Origin of the sequence: Mesorhizobium sp. M7D.F.Ca.US.005.01.1.1 (assembly GCF_003952545.1) — a bacterium.
Classification (GTDB): domain Bacteria; phylum Pseudomonadota; class Alphaproteobacteria; order Rhizobiales; family Rhizobiaceae; genus Mesorhizobium; species Mesorhizobium loti.
Map to the genome: position 1 here is coordinate 669,574 of NZ_CP034453.1, position 24,577 is coordinate 694,150.

27 protein-coding genes are annotated in these 24,577 nt (G+C 64.2%); 13 read left to right on the forward strand and 14 right to left on the reverse strand.

Annotation, left to right across the window (positions count from 1 at the left end; translation table 11 throughout):
• Positions 1-23 precede the first annotated feature (23 nt).
• Positions 24-1,262: an MFS transporter gene (locus EJ076_RS03090; protein WP_126066869.1), complete on the forward strand. Its 1,239-nt coding sequence runs from the start codon at positions 24-26 to the stop codon at positions 1,260-1,262.
• Positions 1,263-1,264: 2 nt separating this feature from the next.
• Here the strand turns inward: EJ076_RS03090 and EJ076_RS03095 are convergent, their stop codons facing one another.
• The 6 genes from EJ076_RS03095 to hemC all read right to left on the reverse strand — a co-directional run bounded on the left by EJ076_RS03095 (position 1,265) and on the right by hemC (position 7,432).
• Positions 1,265-1,981: a glutamine amidotransferase gene (locus EJ076_RS03095; RefSeq protein WP_126066870.1), complete on the reverse strand. Its 717-nt coding sequence runs from the start codon at positions 1,979-1,981 to the stop codon at positions 1,265-1,267.
• Positions 1,982-1,999: 18 nt separating this feature from the next.
• Complete coding sequence (locus tag EJ076_RS03100) at positions 2,000-2,479, reverse strand: TerB family tellurite resistance protein (protein WP_126066871.1); 480 nt, start codon at positions 2,477-2,479, stop codon at positions 2,000-2,002.
• 102 nt (positions 2,480-2,581) lie between these two features.
• Positions 2,582-4,183, reverse strand: coding sequence for a heme biosynthesis protein HemY (locus EJ076_RS03105; protein WP_126066872.1), 1,602 nt, complete (start codon positions 4,181-4,183; stop codon positions 2,582-2,584).
• A 10-nt stretch (positions 4,184-4,193) separates the two neighbouring features.
• The gene (locus EJ076_RS03110) at positions 4,194-5,678 is read right to left on the reverse strand and encodes a COG4223 family protein (RefSeq protein ID WP_109663967.1); all 1,485 of its coding nucleotides are present in this window, start codon (positions 5,676-5,678) and stop codon (positions 4,194-4,196) included.
• Between the two features lie 115 nt (positions 5,679-5,793).
• Entirely contained in the window at positions 5,794-6,504 is a 711-nt protein-coding gene (locus EJ076_RS03115) for a uroporphyrinogen-III synthase (protein ID WP_109663964.1), read from the reverse strand.
• A gap of 1 nt (position 6,505) precedes the next feature.
• Positions 6,506-7,432 carry a hydroxymethylbilane synthase gene (gene hemC / locus EJ076_RS03120; RefSeq protein ID WP_109663960.1) on the reverse strand — a complete coding sequence of 309 codons (927 nt, stop codon included), beginning with the start codon at positions 7,430-7,432 and terminating at the stop codon, positions 6,506-6,508.
• 157 nt (positions 7,433-7,589) lie between these two features.
• On the opposite strand from hemC, the gene tsaD reads away from it, so the two are divergent.
• The 6 genes from tsaD to EJ076_RS03150 are packed head-to-tail and all read left to right on the forward strand — an operon-like array spanning position 7,590 to position 11,609.
• Positions 7,590-8,675 carry a tRNA (adenosine(37)-N6)-threonylcarbamoyltransferase complex transferase subunit TsaD gene (tsaD, locus tag EJ076_RS03125; protein ID WP_206438802.1) on the forward strand — a complete coding sequence of 362 codons (1,086 nt, stop codon included), beginning with the start codon at positions 7,590-7,592 and terminating at the stop codon, positions 8,673-8,675.
• The gene (locus EJ076_RS03130) at positions 8,672-9,688 is read left to right on the forward strand and encodes an NAD(P)H-dependent glycerol-3-phosphate dehydrogenase (protein WP_109663953.1); all 1,017 of its coding nucleotides are present in this window, start codon (positions 8,672-8,674) and stop codon (positions 9,686-9,688) included. The genes tsaD and EJ076_RS03130 overlap by 4 nt, the downstream gene beginning before the upstream one ends.
• 37 nt (positions 9,689-9,725) lie before the next feature.
• Positions 9,726-10,022 (forward strand): YciI-like protein, encoded by a 297-nt coding sequence (locus EJ076_RS03135; RefSeq protein ID WP_126066873.1) that lies wholly within the window; start codon positions 9,726-9,728, stop codon positions 10,020-10,022.
• A 40-nt stretch (positions 10,023-10,062) separates the two neighbouring features.
• Positions 10,063-10,488 carry an EVE domain-containing protein gene (locus tag EJ076_RS03140; RefSeq protein WP_109663946.1) on the forward strand — a complete coding sequence of 142 codons (426 nt, stop codon included), beginning with the start codon at positions 10,063-10,065 and terminating at the stop codon, positions 10,486-10,488.
• A gap of 53 nt (positions 10,489-10,541) precedes the next feature.
• Positions 10,542-11,141, forward strand: a complete 600-nt coding sequence (locus EJ076_RS03145) for a methyltransferase (RefSeq protein WP_206438803.1) — start codon at positions 10,542-10,544, stop codon at positions 11,139-11,141.
• Positions 11,142-11,192: 51 nt separating this feature from the next.
• Positions 11,193-11,609, forward strand: coding sequence for a DUF1761 domain-containing protein (locus EJ076_RS03150; protein WP_109663939.1), 417 nt, complete (start codon positions 11,193-11,195; stop codon positions 11,607-11,609).
• Positions 11,610-11,743: 134 nt separating this feature from the next.
• Here EJ076_RS03150 and gcvA read toward each other — a convergent pair whose 3' ends face one another.
• Positions 11,744-12,679: a transcriptional regulator GcvA gene (gcvA, locus tag EJ076_RS03160; protein ID WP_109663936.1), complete on the reverse strand. Its 936-nt coding sequence runs from the start codon at positions 12,677-12,679 to the stop codon at positions 11,744-11,746.
• A gap of 130 nt (positions 12,680-12,809) precedes the next feature.
• Between gcvA and EJ076_RS03165 the strand changes: the two genes are divergently transcribed.
• Positions 12,810-13,058 carry a hypothetical protein gene (locus tag EJ076_RS03165; RefSeq protein ID WP_109663933.1) on the forward strand — a complete coding sequence of 83 codons (249 nt, stop codon included), beginning with the start codon at positions 12,810-12,812 and terminating at the stop codon, positions 13,056-13,058.
• 46 nt (positions 13,059-13,104) lie between these two features.
• Here the strand turns inward: EJ076_RS03165 and EJ076_RS03170 are convergent, their stop codons facing one another.
• A complete protein-coding gene (locus EJ076_RS03170) occupies positions 13,105-13,641 on the reverse strand; it encodes a L,D-transpeptidase (protein ID WP_164548813.1) in 537 nt (178 codons plus the stop codon).
• 144 nt (positions 13,642-13,785) lie between these two features.
• On the opposite strand from EJ076_RS03170, the gene EJ076_RS03175 reads away from it, so the two are divergent.
• The 4 genes from EJ076_RS03175 (at position 13,786) to EJ076_RS03190 (ending at position 16,764) form a co-directional block, all read left to right on the forward strand.
• Positions 13,786-14,469: a response regulator transcription factor gene (locus EJ076_RS03175; protein WP_013528898.1), complete on the forward strand. Its 684-nt coding sequence runs from the start codon at positions 13,786-13,788 to the stop codon at positions 14,467-14,469.
• A 123-nt stretch (positions 14,470-14,592) separates the two neighbouring features.
• The gene (locus tag EJ076_RS03180; RefSeq protein ID WP_126066875.1) at positions 14,593-15,048 is read left to right on the forward strand and encodes a Crp/Fnr family transcriptional regulator; all 456 of its coding nucleotides are present in this window, start codon (positions 14,593-14,595) and stop codon (positions 15,046-15,048) included.
• Positions 15,049-15,055: 7 nt separating this feature from the next.
• Positions 15,056-15,568: a GNAT family N-acetyltransferase gene (locus EJ076_RS03185; protein ID WP_126066876.1), complete on the forward strand. Its 513-nt coding sequence runs from the start codon at positions 15,056-15,058 to the stop codon at positions 15,566-15,568.
• Between the two features lie 104 nt (positions 15,569-15,672).
• The gene (locus EJ076_RS03190; RefSeq protein ID WP_126066877.1) at positions 15,673-16,764 is read left to right on the forward strand and encodes a glycosyltransferase family 9 protein; all 1,092 of its coding nucleotides are present in this window, start codon (positions 15,673-15,675) and stop codon (positions 16,762-16,764) included.
• A 216-nt stretch (positions 16,765-16,980) separates the two neighbouring features.
• On the opposite strand, the gene EJ076_RS03195 is transcribed toward EJ076_RS03190, so the two are convergent.
• The 3 genes from EJ076_RS03195 to EJ076_RS03205 all read right to left on the reverse strand — a co-directional run bounded on the left by EJ076_RS03195 (position 16,981) and on the right by EJ076_RS03205 (position 21,454).
• Complete coding sequence (locus tag EJ076_RS03195; protein WP_126066878.1) at positions 16,981-17,787, reverse strand: exodeoxyribonuclease III; 807 nt, start codon at positions 17,785-17,787, stop codon at positions 16,981-16,983.
• Between the two features lie 167 nt (positions 17,788-17,954).
• A complete protein-coding gene (locus EJ076_RS03200) occupies positions 17,955-18,638 on the reverse strand; it encodes an outer membrane lipoprotein carrier protein LolA (RefSeq protein WP_109665359.1) in 684 nt (227 codons plus the stop codon).
• Between the two features lie 152 nt (positions 18,639-18,790).
• Positions 18,791-21,454, reverse strand: coding sequence for a DNA translocase FtsK (locus EJ076_RS03205; protein WP_126066879.1), 2,664 nt, complete (start codon positions 21,452-21,454; stop codon positions 18,791-18,793).
• Between the two features lie 201 nt (positions 21,455-21,655).
• On the opposite strand from EJ076_RS03205, the gene EJ076_RS03210 reads away from it, so the two are divergent.
• The gene (locus EJ076_RS03210; protein WP_126066880.1) at positions 21,656-22,027 is read left to right on the forward strand and encodes a hypothetical protein; all 372 of its coding nucleotides are present in this window, start codon (positions 21,656-21,658) and stop codon (positions 22,025-22,027) included.
• A gap of 93 nt (positions 22,028-22,120) precedes the next feature.
• On the opposite strand, the gene EJ076_RS03215 is transcribed toward EJ076_RS03210, so the two are convergent.
• The 3 genes from EJ076_RS03215 to EJ076_RS03225 form a co-directional block, all read right to left on the reverse strand.
• Positions 22,121-22,396, reverse strand: a complete 276-nt coding sequence (locus tag EJ076_RS03215; protein WP_109665356.1) for a hypothetical protein — start codon at positions 22,394-22,396, stop codon at positions 22,121-22,123.
• A 328-nt stretch (positions 22,397-22,724) separates the two neighbouring features.
• Positions 22,725-24,080, reverse strand: a complete 1,356-nt coding sequence (locus tag EJ076_RS03220; protein WP_109663905.1) for an ammonium transporter — start codon at positions 24,078-24,080, stop codon at positions 22,725-22,727.
• Positions 24,081-24,111: 31 nt separating this feature from the next.
• The gene (locus tag EJ076_RS03225) at positions 24,112-24,450 is read right to left on the reverse strand and encodes a P-II family nitrogen regulator (protein ID WP_013528889.1); all 339 of its coding nucleotides are present in this window, start codon (positions 24,448-24,450) and stop codon (positions 24,112-24,114) included.
• Between the last annotated feature and the right edge of the window lie 127 nt (positions 24,451-24,577).

Sequence of the window (24,577 nt, forward strand, 5' to 3'; positions counted from 1 at the left end):
GCCATCGCAAAGGGGCTCACTCCATGACATCAGCACAAACCTCGCCGGACCAGCGCTATGCTGCGTTCCGCCACCGCTCCTTCCTCAGCTATTGGGCGGCGCGCTTCCTCACCACCTTCGCCACCATGATCGTGTCCGTCGCGGTCGGCTGGCAGATGTACGATTTGACCCGTGACCCGCTCGATCTCGGCCTGGTCGGCATCGTCCAGTTCCTGCCGTCGCTGCTGCTGGTGCTGGTCACCGGGGTCGTCGCCGACCGCTTCGGCCGCCGCCTGATCATGGCGCTGGCCGTGGTGGTGGAAGCGATCTGTGCGCTGGCGCTGCTGCTCCTGACGCTGCGCGGTATCAGTGGACCGCTGCCGATCTTCGCCGTACTCGCCATGTTCGGTGTCGCCCGCGCCTTCTTCGGCCCGGCCTCGGCCTCGCTGTTCGCCAATCTGGTGCCATCGGAGGATTTCGCCAACGCCATCGCCTGGAATTCATCGGCCTGGCAGACGGCGACCATCGTTGGCCCGGTCGCCGGCGGCCTGCTCTACGGCGTTTCGCCGGAAGTGGCCTACGGCACCGCCGCTGTCCTGATGCTTGTGTCCGGGCTGCTGATCTTCACCATCCCGAAGCCGTCGCAGCGCACGGAGACGGAAAAGCCGACCATGCAGCACCTGTTAGGCGGGTTCAGCTATATCTGGAGCGAGAAGATCGTGCTGGGCGCCATCTCGCTCGATCTGTTCGCCGTGCTCCTGTCCGGCGCCTCGGCGCTGCTGCCGGTCTACGCGCGCGACATCCTCCAGCTCGGTCCCTGGGGGCTCGGCCTGCTGCGCTCGGCGCCTAGCGTCGGCGCCATTTGCGTCGCGATCTGGCTGGCCGGACATCCGCTCCGCAACCACGCCGGCATGATCATGCTGGCTTCCGCCGCATCGTTCGGCGCCTTCACCGTGCTGTTCGGCCTGTCGACCATCACCTGGCTGTCGATCGTCGCCCTTGCCTTCCTTGGCGCCACCGACATGTTCAGCGTCTACATCCGGGAGACCCTGATCCAGCTGTGGACGCCCGACCACGTGCGTGGCCGTGTTAATGCCGTCAACCAGGTCTTCGTCGGCGCCTCCAACGAACTGGGCGAATTCCGCGCCGGTACCATGGCGGCGCTGATCGGCACCGTGCCGGCCGTGGTGGTCGGCGGCGTCGGCGCCATCGTCGTCGCCGGCCTGTGGATGGTGCTGTTCCCGCAACTGCGTAAGGTCCGCCACCTCAACGGGCGAAACTGACCTTATCGCGCTGCCGGCTTGCCGAAAATCACCCGCAGGAATTCGTCCAGCCAGCGCTTGAGATGCATGTCCCAGATCAGCCGGCCGCCGAGATGATCGCGGCCGGGCTGCGCGCCCGGCAACTCGAAACGGTGCGCGCCGCGCACCACCCAGCGCTGCATCATCACCCTGGTCAACTCGCCATGGAACTGGATGCCCCAGGCATTGTCGCCATAGCGGAAGGCCTGGTTGGGATAGGTCTCGGCCGTCGCCAGCAGCGTCGCGTCCCTGGGCAGCGAAAAGCCCTCGCGGTGGAACTGATAGACCATCTCAGGCCAGTGCATCAGTTGCTTGCCGGCTTCGGTCGCCTTCAGTCTGTACCAGCCGATCTCGACCAGCCCTTCGCCATGACCCTCGACCTTGCCGCCGAGATGATTGGCCAGCATCTGCGCACCAAGGCAGATGCCGAGGAACGGCCGGTTCTCCTTGAGCGGTATTTCCAGCCAGTTGGTCTCGCGGCGGACGAACTCGTCATCGTCATTGGCGCTCATCGGGCCGCCGAACACCACCGTGCCGGCATGGCCGTCCAGCGTTTCCGGCAAGGTGTCGCCCAGCGGCGGCCGGCGGATGTCGAGATCGAAGCCCTCCTCCAGCAGCATGTGGCCGACGCGTCCGGGGCTCGAATTCTCCTGATGCAGCACGATCAGGATTTTGGGCTTCGAACTCGTTTGGCGCGGCATGGGTAGGCGAAATCCCGTCTATTCGTCGTTCGATGTTCCGGTGGCGCCGGGCGCGTGCGCCGCCGCCTTGCGGCGCGCCTCGACGCGGTCGCGGCGTTCGACGCCGATCAGCTCGGCGACGCGCCAGACGGTGTTATCCTCCAGCTCGTGCAGCTCGCCATCGGCATAGACGATCTCCCACATCAGGCCGATGAAGGCCTTGCGCGCATCGGCATCGAGATGGCGCTTCAAGACACTGGTGAAGGCATAGAGATCGATCGCCTCATTGTCGGCCCGCTCGCCGGCGGCGACGAGCGCTTCGAGTTCGGCGCCGCTGATCGAGTAGCTCTCCGCCAGCACCGCCTTGAACCGCTCCCACTCGACATCCTGGCGCACACCATCGGCATTCATCACATGGTAGAGAAGCGCCGAGGCCGCGATGCGCGGATCGTCCGTGCTGGCATGCGTGTCGGCGCCGGCCGGCAAATCCCTGAGAAATGACAGAACGCGTTCAAACATAAGTCCATTCCTCAGAGCATGATGCCGAAAAGTGTGAAGCGGTTTTCGGACGACATCGTGCTCTATCTCCTTGAGTCAGAGGGGGCTGACGGCCGGCCCAATTCAAAACAGCCGAAACCGGCGCGGCGATTTTTCCGCTTCCTCGTCCGGATCGACGCCGGGATCGTCCGGCAGCCGTGCAAGCTCCTCGGCCGGCTCGACAGCCTCGGCATCGGTCGGCACCGCGGCGAAGGCCGCCGCCGTGATTGGCTTGACATGATCCTCGTGGCTCTCGGCGTCCTTGCCGCCTGCCTCGCCCTGACCGGCGTCATCGATCACCTCGGCCGGCTTTTTTTCGCTTATCGGCTTTGCCAGTGCTTCAATGACCGGCGCCGCGCTGGCTGGTGCATCCTCATGGCTGTCGATCAACTGGCCGAGACGCTCCATCGGCGCGCGCCATTCGAAGGCATCGAGCCGGCCGGTAATCGGTGACACCGGCGCCCAATGTTCGGACACCACGCCGTCGGCGACCCAGGCCGGATCGCGCGGCGCCCGCACCGCCCTCGACAGCAGTTGCCGCACCTTGCCCTGGTCGCCGGTCTCGGCCTCCTCGATGTCGGCGAGCAGCAGATAGGCGCCCTCGCGGCGATCCATCCGGATCGCGGCCTCGGCCTCGCGGCGGGCGGTCGAGAAATCCTGCGCGTCGAGTGCGGCGCGCGCCACCGTCATCGACGACTCGGCGTGGTTCTTCTTCATCTCCTGCAGCTTCTTCGCCCGGTTGAGGCGGTCGAGCACGGCGTCGCCCGGTCTGGCATGGGTATAGAGTTCGGCGACCTCCGGATGCGGCTCGGCCTTCCACGCCGCCTCGAGGATCTTTGAGCCCTTGCGCACGTCGTTCTGTTTGAACAGCGCGGCGGCAGCGGCAACGGCGGCGGGCGCGAAGTCCGGTCGCAGCCGGTTTGCCTCGATCGCCGCGGTTCTGGCGGCAGCGGGATCGCTGTCGGCAAGCGCCTGCGCCTTGGCGGTCAGCAGCACGGCGCGGCGGCGGGTGGCCGCGTCGCGTTCGATCTGCCGTGTCGACTTCTGCGCGTCGACCAGTTTCAAGGCGCCGTCCCAGTCGCCGCGTGCGGTCAGCTCTTCCAGCGTCGATTCGGCTGCCCACGCCAGCTGCGGAGCCACGGCGGCAGCACGGCCGGCATAGTGCCGGGCGGCGTTGCGGTCGCCGAGCCGTTCGGCTTCGAGATAGAGCCCGCGCAAACCCAACAGCCGCATTTCGGGATCGTCGAGCATGCTCTCGAATTTCTGCCGCGCGCCTTCATGATCGCCTTCGAGCAGCGACGCCTGCGCCTCGAGCAGATGGATCAGCGGTTCCTGGTCGGAGCGGATCAGCTTGGCGGCTTCCTTGGTCTTCTTGCGGGCCAGCGCGCCGTCTCCGGCGCCGGCGGCGATCATGCCGGTCGACAGCGCCTGATAGCCGCGGTCGCGGCGGCGCACCCGGAAATAGCGCGAGATGGTGTAGGGGCTGTTCCACAGCGACTTGAGCAGCCACCACAGGATCATCACCGCGGCGACCACGGCAACGACAGCCACCGCCGCCACCATCAGGCTGACCTGGTACTGATAGCCGCTGAAGGTGACGACCATGTCGCCTGGCCGATCGGCCAGCCAGGCAAAGCCCAGCCCAAGTGCGAAAACGACGATGAGGAAGGCGAGCAGCCGGATCATTGTGTTGCCCTCATGCCTTCATCGCGCCGGAGATCAGCGCGTCGACTTGGGTTTCGACCTCGATGCGTGCCTTCAGTTTGCCGGCAAAATCGGCGCCGGCGGCCTTGGCAGCTTGCGGCAGCGTGTCGTATTCACTGAGCGCCTTGGCGTAGTCGCCCTGGTTGACCGCCGCCTCCATGCGCGCGACGGTTTCCGGCGCACCGGCGCCCTCGACGGCGCCGATCGGCCTGACCTTGACCAGCGATTCGGCGCTCGACAAAAGGTTCTGCAGGAAGCCGGCATTCTCATCGACAGGCGTCGCAGCAGTAACCATGGCACTGGCGGCGGCATCCGCTTGCGTTGCGATCTCGGCGCGGGTCGGAACGCCCTTTTCGGCATAGGGACGCAAGGTCGCAAGCTGCGGCGCGTCCGGGGAAATCGCGGCAAAGGTCTCGAGTTCGGCCGAGAAAGGCGCGCCACGGTCGAGCGCCGCCTTGAGCGCCGACGCGGCGATGGCGAGCGCGATCTTCGGCTGTCCTGCCGCCGCCTCGACCTTGCTGGAAAGCTGCGACACCGACTGCTCCAGCGCGGTGAGCCGGCCATCCTGTGCCGTCGCCGCCTCGCCGGCCGACTTCACCTGCGCGTCGAGACCAGCCAGTTTTTCGTTGAGCGGGCCGAGATCGACCGGAGCCGTGCTGCCGGCCTTGCTGAGCGTGGCGACCGCCGTTTCGATCTGCGCGACCTTGTCGCCCAGTGCGGCGACCCCGGCAGTGTCGCCTGCTCCACCTTTCTCGACCGCCGATTTCAGCGCCGCGACATCGGCCTTGACCTGCTCCAGGCCCGAGGACAGGCCGACCACCTTGGCCGCTGCATCGCTGTTGCCGCCAGAGTCCTTCAAGCCGGCGATTTCGGCCTTCAGCGAAGCGATGTCACCATTGACGCCATCGAGCGAGACACTGGCGCCGGAGCCCGGTGCGCCGAGCAGGCCGGCAAACTGCAGCCCGCCGGCGCCGACCAGCGCGATGACACCTCCGATGATGCCGGCAGCGATGCCGTTGAGGCCGCCACGCTTTTCAGGGGGAGGTGCCGGCGCCATTCTGTCGTCCCGTGTCTCGGCTTCTGCCTTGCTGCTATCGGTCTGGGTGCGCTTTGCCGACGCATCTTCGAAACTGTAGTCGAAGGCTTTGGCGCGGTTGGGCGGAGCATCCGAACCGGGATAGGGGAGCTCTGGTTCGGCGGCTTTGGCTCCGGCATCTGCCGGCGCTTGCGTCTCCGCTGGCCCTGCGGCGGCATCCGCATGCTCCCAGGGCTCGAGATCGGTCTGGTCGGCATGAACCGGCTCTTCGGGAACTGCGGATCGAGAGGTTTCCGTGGCCTCCACTGGCGCTTCATCAGTGCCGGCCTGCGTCTTGGCGGCATCCTCGTCGGCGATGCGTGAGACGGCGCCCGGCTCCAGATCGATGGTCACCGGCTCGCGGCGGCTTTTTGAGTGTCGCATCTTCGGCGTCTTGACCATGCCTGGGCTCCGCACAATTCGCTTCGTCTCAACGCCCTGCGGCGCATGATGGTTCAGAAAGGGTCTAGCACATCACCAAGCGGTGAAAAGGGGCGGTGTGATGACGCGGCTCAGCTCACGCTCGCAAAAGCGCCAGCAGCGCTTCCTCGTCGGGCTGTGCGGCAATGCGGATTCTTTCGCTGGCGGTATCGTCGAGGATTGCCGCGATGCGGTTGGAAAGTGCGAAAAACCACGTTTTTTCAAAGAGCCCGTGCAGAGCGGGCCGTCTGGCCAGGACCTGCATCGCGGCAGCCGCCTTGGCTGAATAAAGCAGCACCGCATCGGCAGGTTGGCCGGACAGACGCTCGAGGATGGTTTCGTCCGAATAACCCATCTGTAGCGTGTCATATGTTTCGACGGCGTGGACCTGAACGCTCGCCGCCTTGAGCTCATGTTCGAAGGCCGGAAATCGCACGCGTCCACAGAGATAGACAATGGTCTTGCCCGAGAGATCAGCAGCAAGACTGCCGGCGAGACCTTCGGCATTGCCCGGGCCTTCGCTGACCGACAAGAACCCCGCTTCGCGCGCGGCTTCCGCCGTCCTTTTGCCGACGGCATGGCAAGGCAAGGCGGCGAGCGCCGCGATGACGTCTTCCGGCGCATGGCGCACGGCATTGGCGCTGGTGATGGCAACGGCGATGGCATCGTCCGGGACGAGTCCGGCATCGACCGGCAGCGCCACCGTTTCGGTCAGAGGCAGAAGAATCGGCAGAAACCCTGTCTCCCGAAGCTGCCGCGCTGTGCGCAAGGCGCCCGGTTCCGGTCTCGTCACCAGGACGCGAAGCATTTCAGAGCCAGCCGTCGAAGAACTTTTCGCCGGCCTTGTCCCTCACCGTCCTGGCTGCTTCGGCGCCGATACGGGCGGCGTCTTGCGCCGGTCCCTGCAGCTCGACTGTGTGCGACAGCGTGCCGTCGGGCGATATGATCAGCCCTGCGAACGACAGTTTCCCGGCCTCGATCGCCGCATAACCAGCGATCGGCGTGCGACAGGAACCGTCGAGCGCCGCCAGAAAGGCGCGCTCGCAGGCCAGCGCCTGACCGGTCGGAACATCATGGATTGCCACCAGCATCTTTTCGGCATCGCGATCGCCGATGCGGGTCTCGATGCCGATCGCGCCTTGCCCTGGCGCCGGCGGGAAGAGGTCGAGCGGCATCAGGTCGGTGGCGACATGCTCGAGCCCGAGCCGCTTCAGCCCGGCATAGGCGAGGATCGTGCCGGCGGCGACGCCTTCGTCCAGCTTGCGCAGGCGCGTCTGCACATTGCCGCGGAACATAACCACGTCGAGATCCGGCCGCATGCGGCGGATCAGCGCCTGCCGCCGCAGCGACGACGAACCGACTTTCGCCCCTTGCGGCAGGTCCGCAATCGTCTTCGCCGCCCTGCCGACAAAGGCGTCGCGCGCATCCTCCCGCGGCAGGAAGGCTGAGAGTTCGAGACCGTCGGGCAGTTGCGTCGGCATGTCCTTCGACGAATGCACGGCGATGTCGATCCGGCCCGCCAGCAGCGCCTCCTCGATCTCCTTGGTGAACAGACCCTTGCCGCCGGCTTCCGACAGCGGCCGGTCCTGGATGCGGTCGCCGCTGGTCGAGATGACGACGATCTCGAAGGCCTCCGCCGGCATGCCGTGCGCGGCCATCAGTCGCGCCTGCGTTTCCTGCGCCTGTGCCAACGCCAGCGGGCTGCCGCGTGTTCCGATTCTCAAGATTGTTTGCATGGCGCGCGGTCCGTGATAACCCCCGGCCTGAGCATTTTGCAGCCAAGTGGAACCACTTGGCGTCGCAGCAATGCGGCTAAAATAACCGAGGCCTTTCCGGACTTTCTCCTAACGGGGAAAGGCCTGACAGACAATCTCTTGGGATAGCGACGAATTGATCCGCGTGCTGGGCATAGAGACGAGTTGTGACGAGACCGCCGCCAGCGTCGTGGCTGTGGATGGCAACGCCGCGCCAAAAATCCTGTCCAACATCGTGCTCAGCCAGATCGAGGAACATGCCGCATTCGGCGGCGTCGTGCCGGAAATCGCAGCGCGCGCCCATGTCGAGGCGCTGGACGGCATCATCGAGGCGGCCCTTGCCGATTCGGGCGTGGCGCTCGCCGACATCGACGCGATTGCCGCCACCGCCGGTCCCGGCCTCGTCGGCGGGCTAATCGTCGGGCTGATGACGGCCAAGGCGATCGCCGCTGCGGCAAACAAGCCGCTGATCGCCATCAACCACCTCGAAGGTCATGCCTTGACCGCACGGCTGACCGACGGGCTCAATTTTCCCTATTTGCTGCTGCTGGTTTCCGGCGGTCATACGCAGATTCTCGCCGTGCGCGGCGTCGGCGACTATCAGCGCTGGGCAACCACCATAGACGACGCGCTCGGCGAAGCCTTCGACAAAACGGCCAAGATGCTTGGCCTGCCCTATCCTGGCGGACCGAATGTCGAGAAGGCGGCACAGGCCGGCAATCCTTCGCGCTTTGCCTTTCCGCGTCCGATGAAGGGCTCGGCTCAGCCCGACTTCTCCTTCTCCGGCCTCAAGACCGCCGTGCGTCAGGCGGCGACCGCCATTGCTCCCTTGAGCGACCAGGACGTCGCCGACATCTGCGCCTCCTTCCAGGTGGCCGTCGCCGATGCGCTGGCCGACCGCGTTTCCCGCGCGCTGACGCGCTTTCGGCAGACATTTCCCGCCACCAGGAACCCGGCACTCGTCGTGGCCGGCGGTGTCGCCGCCAACCGCACGATCAAGGCGATGCTGGAGCGGCTCTGTGCCGAGGCCGGCTTCAGCTTCATTGCGCCGCCGCTGAAACTTTGCACCGACAATGCGGCGATGATCGCCTGGGCCGGCGTCGAGCGGCTGCGCGCCGGCATGGCGCAGGAGAACGGCTTCGATTTCGTGCCGCGCTCGCGCTGGCCGCTGGACGGCATCTCGACGCCGATGGTCGGCTCCGGCCGGCGCGGAGCCAAGGCATGACTGGCCAGCATATGAACAGTCCGGACAAGAGCGGCTGGCGTGTCACCGTGCTTGGCGGCGGCGCCTGGGGCACGGCGCTGGCGCTGGCGATGCTACGCGCCGGTCATTCGGTCCGGCTGTTCGCGCGCGACCCGGAAACCGTCGCTGCGATCGGCCATGGCGAAAATCCGCGCTATCTGCCCGGCATTGCCATCGCGCCCGGCATCGAGGCGACGGGCGACATCAAGGTGGCACTTGCCGGCGCCGATTGCGTGCTGGCGGTGACCCCGGCGCAGGCGTTGCGGGCGACGCTGGCAGCCGCGAAGGACCATATGCCGGCGGGCATCCCGCTGGTTCTCTGCGCCAAGGGCATCGAGCGCGACACGGGCGCCTTGCTGTCGGCAATCGTCGAAGAGATCCTGCCGCAGAATCCGGTCGCCGCCCTGTCGGGTCCAAGCTTCGCCACCGATGTCGCCCGCGGCCTGCCGACGGCCGTTGTGGTCGCCGCCCGCGACGAGGCATTGGCCGCCGACCTCGCCGCCCGCTTTTCGGCGGAGAACCTGCGCTGCTATTCGAGTGACGACCTGATCGGCGTCGAAATCGGTGGCGCCTTGAAGAACGTCTTCGCCATTGCCGCCGGTGCTGTCACCGGCGCCGGGCTCGGCGCCAGCGCCCAGGCCGCCATGGTGACGCGCGGCTTTGTCGAACTGCGCCGCATCGGCGCCGCCTTCGGCGCCAGGCCCGAGACCTTGATGGGGCTTTCCGGCCTTGGTGACCTGCTGCTCACCTGCTCGTCCACACAGTCGCGCAATTTCGCCTATGGGCTGGCGCTTGGGCAAGGCAAGCCGCTTGCCGGATTGCCGCTGGCCGAGGGCGTGCCGACGGCCGCGATCGCTGCCCGCATCGCCACCGAGCGCAACATCGACGCGCCGATCATCGCCGCCGTCGCCGCCATACTGGACGGCACCATTACCATCCGGCAGGCTGTGACGGCTCTGATGACCCGGCCGCTGAAGACCGAAACCAACGATTGATCCCCACGACTTTGATCCCCAAGACCAGGAGAAGACCATGCTGTTTGCCGTGATTTGCAAGGACAAGCCCGGAAGCCTGCAGGTGCGCCTCGACACGCGGCCCGAACATGTTGCCTTTCTCGAAGGGTTGAACGGCGACAAGAAGCTGGCCTTCGCCGGTCCGTTCCTTGACGCCGAAGGCAAGCCCAATGGCAGCCTCGTCGTCGTCGAAGCACCCGACATGGCGGGTGCACAGGCCCTGTCGGCCGCCGACCCCTACGCTAAGGCCGGGCTGTTCGAAAGCGTCGAAATCCGCCCGTGGAGCTGGACGTTCAACAAGCCGGCAGCTAGTTAATCCCGGTCGTCGGCGCGCAACCCCAAGGAGGAGAAAAGACATGAACTACTGGCTGTTCAAATCCGAACCCTCGGTCTTCTCCTTCGAGGCATTGAAGGCCAAGGGCAAGGCCGGCACGCAATGGGACGGCGTGCGCAACTATGCGGCGCGCAACAACATGAAGGCGATGCAGATCGGCGATCTCGGCTTCTTCTATCATTCCAACGAGGGGCTGAACGTGGTCGGCATCGCCGAAGTCTGCGCGCTGGCCCATCCCGACACCACGTCGGATGATCCGCGCTGGGAATGCGTCGACATCCGCGCCGTCCAGGATGTGCCGAACCCGCCGACGCTGGAAGAGGTCAAGGCCAATCCAAAGCTTGCCGACATGGCGCTGGTGCGGCTCGGACGGCTTTCCGTGCAGCCGGTGACGCCGGCCGAATGGAAGGAAGTCTGCCGCATGGGCGGCTTGACACCCGCTCCGTGACGGCGCTGACGCCGAACAGTGCGAAACAATTCATTCTCGACAACACGGCGCTGATGGCGCCGCCGCACGTGCCGGAAATCCTGCTTCACCTTGCCGATGAAGCCCATGATCTGTGGCAGCGGACCGAGGACGAGCTGGTCGAAATCGGCCTGCCGCCGCCCTTCTGGGCCTTTGCCTGGGCCGGCGGCCAAGGCCTTGCCCGCTATGTCCTGGACAATCCCGGCACGGTGCGGGGCAAGCGCGTGCTCGACTTTGCCTCCGGCTCCGGCCTTGTCGCTATCGCCGCCGTCAAGGCGGGTGCTGCCAAGGTGATCGCCACCGACATCGATCCGTTTTGCGCGACCGCGATCCGGCTCAACAGCGAGGCCAACGATGTCGGGATCGAATTCCTCGGCACGGATTGCATCGGCACCGATGCGGGATGGGACGTGATCCTGGCCGGCGACGTCTTCTACGACAAATCCTTCGCCGACCGGCTGATGCCGTGGTTCGCAACCCTGAAGGCGCGTGGCGCCGAGATCCTCGTCGGCGATCCCGGCCGGTCGTATATGCCGAAGGCGGGGCTGGAACCGCTTGCGGTCTATGAAGTCGCCGTCACGCGGGCACTGGAGGATTCCCTGGTCAAGCGCACGACCGTCTGGCGCTTTGCTTGACGTGATCGCCGAACAGGCGTTCCATCACACCAGCATCTGAGGGGGAAGCTCATGGATTTTTCAGCAGTGAACTGGCTGGCGGTGATCGCCGCCGCAATCGTGGCATGGCTGTTCGGCGCCGCCTGGTACATGGGCCTGAGCAAGCCGTGGCTGAAGGCCGCCAAGCTTGATCCGGCCACGATGAAGAAATCGCCGCTGCCCTTCGTCATCAGCTTCATTGCCGAACTGGTCATGGCCTACATCATGGCCCTGGTCGTCGGCGCGATGACCGGCGGCGAGCCGACACTGCTGGCCGGCCTTGTCTTCGGCTTCGTGCTTTGGCTGGGCTTCGTCGCCACGACGCTCTCGGTCAACCACCGCTACGAGAATTTCGGCTGGGACCTGACCCTCATCGACGGCGGCCACTGGCTTGGCGTGCTGCTGATCATCGGCGCTGTGATCGGCTGGTTCGGCGCGGCGGCAAGCTGATCAAAGGCAGGGGAATAGGGGCCGAAGGCGGCACCGACGCCCATCCCTACTGCCCTACTGCCCTACTGCCCTACTGCCCTACTGCCCTACTGCCCTACTGCCCTACTGCCCTACTGCCCTACTGCCCTACTGCCCTACTGCCCTTTGTCCGTGGTCCGCGTCTTGGCGACTTCCTCGAGAATCCATTCGCGAAAGGCGACGATACGCGGATCGTCGCCAGCGCTCTCGGGATAGACTAGGAAATAGGCGAACTCGGGCGCCACCCGTAGGCCGAGTTCGAAAGGCTGCACCAGCCTGCCTTGGGACAAGTCGTTGGCCACCATGGCGAAATCGGCGAGCGCGACGGCATTGCCGTCGAGCGCCGCCTGGACGGCGTCCGTGGAGTTTCCGAACACGACAGTCCGGCTGTCGTCGAAATCGTGGACGCCGGCCGCCGCCATCCACATCCGCCAGTTCGGCCATGTCACGCCTTGTCGCGACCATTCGATATGGGCAAGCGTGTGATTGAAAAGATCGCGCGGCTCGCGCAGCGGCGGACCGGACGTCAAGAGGCTCGGACTGCACACCGGGATGAGGATGTTGTCGAACAGCCGGTGGGCGCGAAGGCCCGGATATTTGCCGGCGCCGAACCGAATGCCGACATCGATGTCATCGAGTTCGAAATCCCGCACTTCGTAGGCGATGTCGAATCTCAGCTCGATATTGGGGTGATGCTTGCGAAAATCGTCGACGCGCCGCATCAGCCATTTTGACGCGAACTGTGCATCGAGAGTCACTTTCAGCAACGCGGTGCCGCGCGTCAGCTTTTGCGCCCGCGAAACGGCCCGGCCAAGCAGGTCGAGCGCGTCGGTCGACGCCTCGAACAGCACCGTGCCCGCCTCGGTCAGCCGGATGGTGCGGCTGGTGCGCGTGAACAGCACAAGCCCAAGCTGATCCTCGATTTCCTTGATCTGGTGGCTGACGGCGGCTGGCGTCAGGCCCAGCTCGTCGGCCGCACGAGTGAAATTGAGGTGCCTGGCCGCTGCTTCCAGCGTCCTCAAGGCGCGAGTGCCTGGCAGCAGGCGAGCCATTCTATCCTCAAATAAAACTTGATAATCTAGAGAAAACTACTCGTTTCTCACAGCGATTTCAATCTGACATGATCCAACCATCGAAACATCATCAAGCCGGATTTGATATCCGGAGAGAACGGATCACACCATGTCCATCATCGCTTTGAATTCATCCATCGCTCGTCCGAACTGGCTGACCGAGACCCTTGACTGGTTGCGTCACGCCAGGGTCGCGATCAATCTCCCACACCAGAACGTCGAAGACCTGTCGGATCGGCAACTGCGCGACGTCGGCGCCAGGCGCAAGGACATCGCACGCGCCATGGACCGCGAGATGGGCCGCCTCGGCCTTCTCGACATCGGCTGGCAGCAGTCTGGTCGTAAGGGAAGGGAATAGGGCAGTAGGGAAAATCAAGGCGGCACTCACGCCCATCCCTACTGCCCTACCTCACCACCCTCACCACTGTCCGGTCCGACAGCAGCGGCAGCAGCCGCGCCATGGTTTGCGCCGTCACAGCCACGCAGCCTTGCGTCGGCGTGAAGCCGGGGCGCGCCAGATGAAAGAAGATGGCGCTGCCGCGCCCGCGCCGGCGTGGCGCCAGGTTCCAGTCGAGCACCAGGCAGGCGTCGTAGAGCCGGTCGTCGCGCCGCATGCGTTCGTGGCTGGCGCCATAGGGAATCTTGACCGGCCTGTTGTAGTTGCGGTCGTCAGGCACTTCGCACCAGCCGAGATCAGGCCCGATCGGCGTCATCGCCAGACGGGTCTTGCGGCCGCTGGTGAACTGATCTCCCCGGAAATATCCCGACAGGATCCGCATCGAGGCCAGCGGCGTGGCGCCGTCGCCTTCGCGCTTGCCGGCCGAGATGCCGCCCCGCCCCAGCGCACAGGCAAACACCGTTTTGCCGGCCTGCAGCAGGCCCTGGCTTGGATGACCGGGCCTGGCCCGCACGGTCAGTACGCGCAGCCCTTTTCGCAAAATTGCGCCGGCTGCATTGCGATCGTGTTTTTTCTTGTATGATCGTGCCACGGAACAAATCACTGTGATCGGGTGTTGTGCCGGTCAGCTTCCGCATAAACAGGCAGCGGTCAACTGAATTTTCTTTTCAAAACAACGGATTGATCCATGACTTCACGCACCATTCTGATCGTCGACGACGATGACGACCTGCGCGGCACACTGGTCGAGCAATTGTCCCTTTACGAGGAATTCGACGTGCTGCAGGAATCGACTGCGGCAAAAGGTGTCGCCGCCGCACGCGGCGGCCTCATCGATCTGCTCATCATGGATGTCGGGCTGCCCGACATGGATGGCCGCGAAGCGGTGAAGATCCTGCGCAAGGGCGGTTACAAGGCGCCCATCATCATGCTCACCGGCCACGACACCGATTCGGATACGATTCTGGGTCTCGAGGCCGGCGCCAACGACTATGTGACGAAGCCGTTCCGCTTCGCCGTGCTGCTTGCGCGCATCCGGGCGCAATTGCGCCAGCATGAGCAGAGCGAGGACGCCACCTTCTCGGTCGGGCCCTACACCTTCAAGCCCAGCCAAAAACTGCTGCTCGACCCGCGCGGCGGCAAGGTGCGGCTGACGGAGAAGGAGGCCTCGATCATCAAATATCTCTATCGCGCCGACCAGAAGGTGGTGACGCGCGATGTGCTGCTCGAGGAAGTCTGGGGCTACAATTCCGGCGTCACCACGCACACGCTGGAAACCCATGTCTACCGGCTGCGTCAGAAGATCGAGCGCGATCCTTCCAATGCGGAAATTCTTGTGACAGAAAGCGGCGGCTACAAGCTGGTTCCTTAAACATTTCATTATCCAATGAGCGGTCGGGCGGGGACGCTTTTCGGGTACGGTCCTGAAGCTGGAGGTGGTTTGGATCGAACTCGCAGAGGAGGAGTCGGACTGTCGGTTCGGGGACATAGCTAGATGGCGCTGGATGACGACATCCGCATCCTGTCCGCCGTGAGGCTCTTCGAGGGCTTCACGCAGGAACAGCTGCGCCTGCTCGCCTTTGGCGCCGAGAACACCAGGCTGAGCGCCAACCACAAGCTTTACCGCGAGGAGGACGAGGCCGATTCTGCCTATATCGTGGTCAGCGGGCGCATTGTGCTCTACCGTGAGCAGAATGGCGAACGCATCCCGATAGGCACGGCCGGCCCCGGCACGATCCTGAGCGAACTGGCATTGATCGCCGACACCAATCGGCTGACCAGCGCGTCGGCCGAAATCGATTCGGAAGTGATGCGGCTCAGCCGCAAGATGTTCCGCCGCATCCTGGAGGAATACCCCGAGATCGCGGTCAAGCTCCACCAGCGCATCTCCGAGGAATTTCAGGCGATGATCCGCCGCATCGAGGAACTGGCGCCACGCTTCTCTGGCTGAGGCGCACATGAACTTCCAGCTCGTACGCGCTACCGGAAATGACCTGCCCTTCATCATGGCGACCGAGCGGCGCGAGGGCTATGACGCCTTTGTCGGGCGCTGGGACGAGGCGCGTCATCGCGAGGCCCTTTTCGACGACAGTCATGCCTATTTTATCGGTGTCGATGGTTCAGTGCCGATCGGCTTCGTCATCCTTCGCCAATGGGCCTCTGCCGAGCGCGTGACGCTGGTCAAGCGCATCGCCGTCATCGCACCAGGACAAGGCCACGGCAGAATGCTTCTGGCAGCGACGGTTGATCGGGTTTTCGTCGAGACCGACGCCTATCGGCTCTGCATTGGGCTTTTCCCGGACAATCATCGCGCCCGGCGCGCCTACGAAGCTGTCGGCTTCACGGCTGAGGGTATTTCGCGCGGCAGCGCGTTTTTCAAAGGCGTGCACCGCGACGAGCTGGTCATGGCGCAACTGCGGCCGGAGTGGGAGGATCGCCGACGGGTTGGTCATCCCGTTGCCCGGACCTGAGCGCCGAGGTTCCGTTGACAGGCAAGAGGTGAAATCCTACAGAACCTCGAAGGCGGGCGGCCCAGCAGGCACCGCCACCACCAAGCTCCTGGGGGGAGCGAGGCATGCTGCCAGCTCGGTACGAGACGATTATCTTGTATTCCCGCAATGACGCGTTCGGCGACGGATTGATCCGGATTCCGGCTTTGCGCGCCGCCAGAACGGCATTCCCCGATAGTTTCATCGTCTACGGAACCACCGGGTCATCGACCCTTGAACACGTCCTCAATCGCCATGTCGATCACCTCGTCGATGCGATTAATGTGCGGACGCCCCTGATGCAGCTGGTGGCCAGCCACCGCAAGGGCAAGGGGCGATTGGCCGTTGTCGATTTCCGCATCTCGGGGCGTTGGCTGCTTCAGACCTGGGGCTCGCTGCTCGGTCGCGGCATCGCCTATGAGGCGAACTTCCCGGCTTTCGCTCTTTCCTGGCGCCCGGGCCAAAAAACCGAAGCACGGCCCGAGCGCAACGCATGGCGCTACCACCGCCTCATCGAGCGTCTTGCGGGCAAACGGTTGCCTTTCGATCATCGCCTGGAGCCCACCCCAGCCGCCCGGGCGGCGGCCAGGAGCCTGGCGGACGGCAAGCATGCTCCATTGATCGTTATCGCGGCGCATGGCGATGGCGGCAAACGCATGACCGCGGATCAGGTTGTCGCGATATCCGACAGTATGATCGCCGACGGGGCAAACCTTCTCTACGTGAAAACGCCAGGCGACGGCCCGGATCTGGCTGAACTGGCTCAACGCGTGCCGAGGCTGCAGCTTGTCGATTCCGGCACGGTCGAGGGTGTCAATGTCAGCGATGTTCTGCTGGCGCTAGGGGAGTTTGCCGATCTTTACATTGGCGCCGAAGGCGGCACGGCACACCTCATGGCAGCGGTGATGACGCCGATGGTTATCGTCAGTGGCGGTGCCAGCATGGCCCGTTGGCGGCCGCTTTCGAACGGCGTGGACGTGATCGAATCCCGCCATGCGAGTCCAACCGGCCTGGTCGCCAATGTCCCGGCGCCGATAATCATCGAAGCGGCCCAGCGCATGCTGGCGACGCGCCACCGCGACCACCCCCATCTGCTGGATCACGCGGCAGGCCTGTCAGCGCAGCAATTTCGGGACGACGACACGCGCAAAGACAAAGATTTGAAGCGCGTCATTTGAACCGTTTGGCCCCAGCGCAGCTTAAGGTGTGTTGAGATTCAGGTCAGGCCGGGACGGAGTCGAAGACGGGCGCGAAGCGACCAAAATGGCAGATACCGAGAACCGGAGCGGAGCGTACTTTTGGGTACGTGAGCTCAGTTCTACCGCGACGCGGTAGAACCGGGAAGCGCGGGTATCAGCCATTTGCAGACTGGCCTCATCTGAATATCGACGCACCTAATCCAGATCGAACCGCGCGATGACGGGCACATGGTCCGACGGGCGCTCCCAGCCGCGCGCCAGGCGCAGGATCTCGTAGCCGGAAAAGCTGGACACCAGATTCGGCGACGACCAGACATGGTCGAGCCGCCGGCCGCGGTTCGAGGCTTCCCAATCCTGCGCGCGGTAACTCCACCATGTGTAGAGCTTCTGCTCATGCGGCACGTTGAGCCGCATGAGGTCGATCCAGTTGCCGGCGAGACGCATCGCCTCGAAATTTTCCGTCTCGACCGGCGTGTGGCTGACCACGTTGAGCAATTGCTTGTGTGACCAGACGTCGTGTTCGAGCGGGGCGATGTTGAGGTCGCCGACCAGCACCGAGCCGGACACCTCGTCATGTTCTGCCCGGATGGCATTCATCTCGGCGACGAAATCGAGCTTGTGCTTGAACTTCCTGTTGATGACAGGATCCGGTTCGTCGCCGCCCGCCGGAACGTAGAAATTGTGCAGCAGGATCGCCTTGCCGCCGGCCCGCACGGTCACCGAGAGATGCCGGCTGTCCTCGATCTCGCAGAAACGTCGCTTCTCGACCACTTCGATCGGCCGCCGCGCCACCGTCGCGACGCCGTGGTAGCCCTTCTGGCCATGGAAGGCGATGTGCTCGTAGCCGAGTTTGCGGAAGGCCTTTTCGGGAAACAGTTCGTCGGGAACCTTGGTTTCCTGCAGGCAGAGCACGTCAGGCGCATGCTCGACGAGCAGGCGCTCGACGATCGGCATGCGCAGCCGAACGGAATTGATGTTCCAGGTGGCGATGGAGAAGGGCATTGGCAATCCAGGACAGCGTGCGGCCAGCCAGAACCGATGGGCCCTGACGGGGAAGACGCCTTTTGACGGAGTCAGTCCGGGAAACTGCCAGCCGCAAGCCGCAAAGACAAGCCGGTCAACGCCCGACGAGGCGCGGCCCGGTGCTTTCCACAGCTATAACGACAGGGTTAGCGCGACTTGTTGGTGTTGAGCTCGCGATTCGCCGTGTAGTCGATGGCGAAAGTATCGGGGGCGAAGCTGACGCCTTCCTTGGTGTTGAAGATCATCACCGTTGTGTCCTTGCCCTGCGCGTCGGTGATCGTCCACTGTCGCAAATCAAAGGTTTTAGGATCGAACATCATCGTGATCTTCGAATTGCCGAACACCGATTTGTCGGCGAGCTGGATGGTGGTGAGGTCATCCTCTTGCTTGACGCTTTTGACGCGGTCGCCGGAGAGGTCGATCCTGTTGTCGAGCAGCAACTTCAAGGGTGTCTTCGACAGCGGATAGAGATCGGACGTGTTGAGCTTCTTGTTAAGGATGACCACCGACTGGCCGTCTGAAATCACCCGGAAGTTTGAAGAGCCGTCATAGTTGAAGCGGATCTTGCCCGGCCGTTCGAGGAAGAACTTGCCGCCGGTCTGCTCGCCCTTCGGGCCGAACTGCACGAATTCGCCGCTCATCGATTTCACCGAGGAAAAATGGTCGGCGATCTTCTGTGCCGCGGCCGGCACGGCCGCCTGCGCCGAAGCCAGCACCTGGAAGCCGGGCACCGCGTTGAAGGCCGCCGCCCCTGCAAACGCCAGGCCGAGGCCCAGCAACTGACGCCGGGAGGGAGCAAACGTGCTGAGCGCTGAAGGATCATTTTTCATGTCGGTCACTCTCATCTGATTCCTGAGTTGTTCTGGTGCTTGGACCCCCAGTTAGGCTGAAGTTTGGCGGGTCAGGGCTCCCTCAGTCGCTTCAACGTCTTGAAAGGTTCAAGGTTGCGAGACCGGGATGTCACAAGGGTCAGGCCTTCTGGTCAGAATTTGTCCTCTTCGGTCGGCACCAGGATCTCGCGCTTGCCGGCGTGGTTGGCCGGGCCGACGATCCCTTCCTTCTCCATCTTCTCTATGATCGAGGCGGCGCGGTTGTAGCCGATGCCCAGCCGGCGCTGGATATAGCTGGTCGAGGCCTTGCCGTCGCGCAGCACCACGGAAACCGCCTGATCGTAAGGATCGTCGGAATCCTCGAAATTGCTGTTGCCGCCACCGCTACCGGAACCACCCTTGCCTGACGGCTCGTCGTCGTCCTCGCCGTCATCCTCGGTGATGGCGTCAAGATATTCTGGCACGCCCTGCAGCTTCAGATGCGCGACGATCCTCTCGACCTCTTCATCGGCAACGAACGGGCCGTGCACGCGCTGGATACGGCCGCCGCCCGCCATATAAAGCATGTCGCCCATGCCGAGCAGCTGCTCGGCGCCCTGCTCGCCCAGAATGGTCCGGCTGTCGATCTTCGACGTCACCTGGAAGGAGATGCGGGTCGGGAAATTGGCCTTGATGGTGCCGGTGATGACGTCGACCGACGGGCGCTGCGTGGCCATGATGACATGGATGCCGGCGGCACGCGCCATCTGCGCCAGGCGCTGCACGGCACCCTCGATGTCCTTGCCGGCGACCATCATCAGGTCGGCCATCTCGTCGATGATGACGACGATATAGGGCATCGGCTCGAGATCGAGGTTCTCGGTCTCGTAGATCGCCTCGCCGGTCTGGCGGTCGAAGCCGGTCTGCACGGTGCGCGAGATCTTTTCGCCCTTCTTGTCAGCCTGGCTGACACGGGCATTGAAACCGTCGATGTTGCGCACGCCGACCTTGGACATCTTGCGGTAGCGGTCCTCCATCTCGCGCACGGTCCATTTCAGCGCCACCACCGCCTTCTTCGGATCGGTGACAACGGGCGTGAGCAGATGCGGGATGCCGTCATAGACCGAGAGTTCCAGCATCTTCGGATCGATCATGATCAGCCGGCAATCCTGCGGCGTCAGCCGGTAGAGCAGCGACAGGATCATGGTGTTGATGGCAACCGATTTGCCCGAACCCGTGGTGCCGGCGACCAGCACGTGCGGCATCTTGGCGATATCGACGATGACCGCCTCGCCGTTGATGGTCTTGCCCAGCGCCAGCGCCAGCTTGGCCTTCGTCGTCTCGAAGTCGCGGCTGGCCAGGATCTCTCTGAGATAGACGGTCTCGCGCTTGGCGTTCGGCAGTTCGATGCCTATGGCGTTGCGGCCGGGCACCACGGCGACGCGGCAGGCGATGGCGCTCATCGAGCGGGCGATGTCGTCGGACAGGCCAATGACCCGCGACGACTTGATGCCGGGCGCCGGTTCAAGCTCGTAGAGGGTGACCACCGGACCCGGACGGACGGCGATGATCTCGCCCTTGACGCCAAAATCCTCCAAGACGCCTTCGAGCAGGCGGGCATTCTGCTCCAGCGCATCCTTGGACAGGCTGGCGTCGCGCACCACGTTCTTCGGCTCGGACAGGAAATGCAGCGACGGCATTTCGAACTTTTCCGAGCCGATCAGCGATGTCTGCGCCTCGCGCTGCACGCGGGCGCCTGGAGCCGGACGCGGCGCCGGCGCCTCGACGCGGGTGGCGGCATCGGAGCGGAACGGCTGGACCTTGGCGGTCGGCGCCGCACGCCGCTGGATGGCGGGCTCGTCCTGCTCGAAATCCATGTCGTCGTCGACGTCGAAGATGTCGGCATCATCGGGGTCGAGCGAGACGCTGCGGTCGTTGACCATGGCGGCGAAGAATTCAGGCTCGACGCGGGCGCGGCCATCGGGGCTCATTCGCGATTCGGCGAACTCGGCCGATTCGACCCGTTCGGCGGCGCGGCGCCAGGCGGTGGAGCGCTGCTCCATCTCCGGCTCGTACTCGTCCCGCTCCTGCCTGCGGCGCACGGCGCGGCGGTGCATCCACGCGCGGAACGAGAGCCACCAATGAGTAATTGCCCCGAGCGCCAGGATGCCCTCGTCGCCTTCGTCCTCGTCATTGTCGAACAAAAGGTCGTCCTCGCGCGGATCGACGGCAGGCTCGTCCTCCATGACGGCGAAGCCGTTCTTGCGTCCGATCAGCGCCGAGCCAAGGGCGAACAGCCACAGCGCGGGTGCGGCCAGCAGGATGGCGATGATGCTGGCGATCAGCCCGGTCGGATAGCCGCCGATGACGACGCTGGGGATCTTCAGCACCATGTCGCCGAACACGCCGCCGAGGCCGGTGGGCAGCGGCCAGGTCTTGGGCGGCACAACGCAGCCGGCCATTGCAGCGGCCAGCAGCGCAAAACCGAACCAGGACAGCCCGCGTTTGGGCAGCCTGTCGACGCCGCGTGCGGAAAACAGCAGGAAGCCCCAGATGACGGCCGGAACCAGGGCCGCGACGGCGGCGAGGCCGAAGAACTGCATGGCCAGGTCGGAGAACACCGCACCGGCATAGCCCATGGCGTTGGTGACGGTGTTGTTCGTCGCGTGGGAGAAGCTCGGATCGGCAACGTTCCAGGTGGCAAGGCTGGCCACGCCAAAGGCGACAGCCAAGAACAGCCCGGCACCGACCAGCCGCCCGACCTGACGCCGCGCGAACGCCTGGATGCCGTGCCCCGTATCGGCCAGCGCAAGCGGTGCTGAAGCCCCTGAACGCATGCTCTTCCCCGTCTGTCATGGACTCGCCGGGTGCGTGGCGCACTTCGGCAGATTCGGGTGTCAGACTATCGGCGGGAAGGTTAAGGGCGCATTAACTATAAGGGGTTGAGATGATCAAACCTCGTTACCGCCGGTTGAGCAGCTTGCTGCCCGAGGGATAGCCGAGAGCGGGCCGCAGGGGTCACCGATTTGGGTAGAGGCATGCAATCCGTCCTCCTTCGCGTGGCGGCTCTGGCCTGGGCGGGGCTCAGTCTCCTGCTCGCCCTGCACTGGTTTGTCGAACTCGGCATGGTGGGCTTCCCGGATGGTCACGTGACGCCCTTTGCCAGAGCGACCGGCCCGCTCCTGCACGTCCTCGCCATAGCCTGCCTGGCACAAGGACTGTATTTTCTGTGCAGGGGTCTCTTCGGCAAGGGATTTGGAATTCTGGGTCTCGGCTTGCAGGTTCTGATCGCCGCGGTCCTGACGGTGGCGCCCGTGCTGATTGTCAGGAATTGCCCCCAGTCCGGGACATGCAGCAGCGCCTATGAGGCACTGACGAACACCATGATGGACGATGGCGCCGGCGGATAGCGCTGCCGCTTGCCGAAACACAATGGCGGACCCGCGAGCCCGCCATTGGTCGTTGGCAACAAAAGATCGGGCCTCGGCCCGATCGCGGCAAAATCAGTTGGCGCCGCCAAGCGCCTGCAGGTTCGCGCAGAACTCCGCATGCGGCTTGCTCATCGCCGCGTCCTGGCATTCCTTCATCATCGCGTCCTGCTTGTCCTTCGCCATCGAATCCCAGGCAGCCTTGAAGTCGGCCTTGGGCTTCATGGTTTTCATGCCGGCGTCGGTGAAGAACGGTGCCATGTTGTCCGGTTCATCGAGAGCGCCGGCAAATGCCGTGCCGCTGACCATGGCAAGAGCGAGCGCTCCGAGGCAGATGTTCTTGAGGTTCATGAGATGGTTTCCTTCCCTGTTGTTTGGCACGAGCGTCAGAACGACGATCGTCCCCACAGTTCGGAACCAGAGCGGTCGATGTTTCCTCAAAAATCTTGATCACACGAACGTGATTGCGCGTATCCCGGCATTGGCAGGGCGATTGTACCAAAAAAAGAGGCCCGGACGTGATCCGGGCCTCAATGCGTGAACTCCTTTCGGGAGCGTCACGACGGGATTTTTGAAGCAATTCCAGGAAAAGTGTGTAGCGGTTTTCCGTCCGGAATTGCGTCGGAAGACAGGGGGCCGGCGGGAGGAGGGTTCCGCCGGCCCCGTGGCTAAGTTGGCCTTACGGCACCACTTCGCCATGCTGGGAGATGTCGAGGCCTTCGACCTCTTCCTGGGTCGTCGGACGCAGGCCGACCAGCGCCTTGACGATGTAGAGGATCACGAAGGTGGCAATCGCCGTCCACACGATGGTGACGGCAACGCCGTAGATCTGCTTGCCGAGCGAAGCGCCCGCACCGAGGCTGTTGATCGCCGGGTCGGCGAGCACGCCGGTGAGCAGAGCGCCGATCACACCGCCGACGCCGTGCACGCCGAACGCATCGAGCGAGTCGTCATAGCCGAACATGTGCTTGACCTTGACCGCCGAGAGGTAGCAGAGCACGCCGGCAACGATGCCGACGATAAAGGCGCCGGTCGGGTTGACGAAGCCGGAAGCAGGCGTCACCGCGACGAGGCCGGCAACGGCACCCGAGATGATGCCGAGCACCGAAGGCTTCTTGGCGACAATCCATTCAGCGAACATCCAGGCCAGAGCCGCCGCGGCGGTGGCAACCTGGGTGTTGAGCATGGCAGCGCCGGCAAGGCCGTCGGCTGCGAGTTCCGAACCGGCGTTGAAGCCGAACCAGCCGACCCACAGCAGCGAAGCACCGATCACCGAATAGACCAGGTTGTGCGGCGCCATGTTGGTGGTGCCATAGCCTTCGCGCTTGCCGAGAACCAGCGCGCAGACGAGACCGGCGACACCGGCGTTGATGTGGACGACCGTGCCGCCGGCAAAGTCGAGCACGCCAGCCGTGCCGAGGAAGCCGCCACCCCAGACCCAATGCGCGATCGGCACGTAGACGACGAGCAGCCACAGCGCCATGAAGATCAGCAGCGCCGAGAATTTGAAGCGTTCGGCGAAGGCGCCGGCAATCAGCGCCGGGGTAATGATGGCGAAGGTCATCTGGAACATCGAGAAGACGAATTCAGGAATGTTCGCGACGCCCGGCAGCCACAGCGAGGCAGTGGTGATGCCGTGATGGAAGAATTTCGAGGTGCCGCCGATATAGCTGTTCACGCCGCCGCCGTCGGAGAAGGCCAGCGAATAGCCGAACATGAACCACAGCACCGTCACCAGGCAGGTGATGGCAAAGCTCTGCATGATGGTGGCGAGCACGTTCTTCTTGCGCACCATGCCGCCGTAGAACAGCGCCAGGCCCGGAATGGTCATCATCAGCACGAGCGCCGTCGAGGTCAGCATCCAGGCGGTGTTGCCGGTGTCGAGCACCGGGGTCGGGGCAGCAGCCGGCGCGGCCGCGGCTGCGGCAGGAGCCGCTTCCTGCGCGAAGGCGGCGACCGTGCCCAATGCTGCGAGAACGAGCGAACCCAAAAGGGCGGCTCGTCCCGTCGTCTTCAAGGTGGAAGGAATATTCATTGAACTCTCCATTGGAATACGTGATCGCCGCTCAGAGCGCGTCGGTGTCTGTTTCGCCGGTGCGGATGCGCACCGCCTGATCGATGCCGAAAACGAAGATCTTGCCGTCGCCGATCTGGCCGGTCTTGGCGGCGGCGGTGATGGCTTCGACGGCCTTGTCGACCATGTCGGCACTGACCGCGACTTCGATCTTGATCTTCGGCAGGAAGCTGACCGCGTATTCCGCCCCGCGATAGATTTCCGTATGCCCTTTCTGACGCCCGTAGCCTTTGACTTCGGTGACGGTCAGGCCCTGGATGCCGACGGCGGTAAGCGCTTCGCGTACCTCGTCGAGCTTGAACGGCTTGATGATTGCCATCACGATTTTCATAAGGTTTCACCCTTTGCTGTTGCGGTCCCCCGCGTTTGCACACCTTCACCGATCCCAAAGAGCCGGAGAGTGCCCACGAGGATTCAAGCTCCGTGCCAAGTGCCGAAGCAGGGTGTTAACCCGTTGT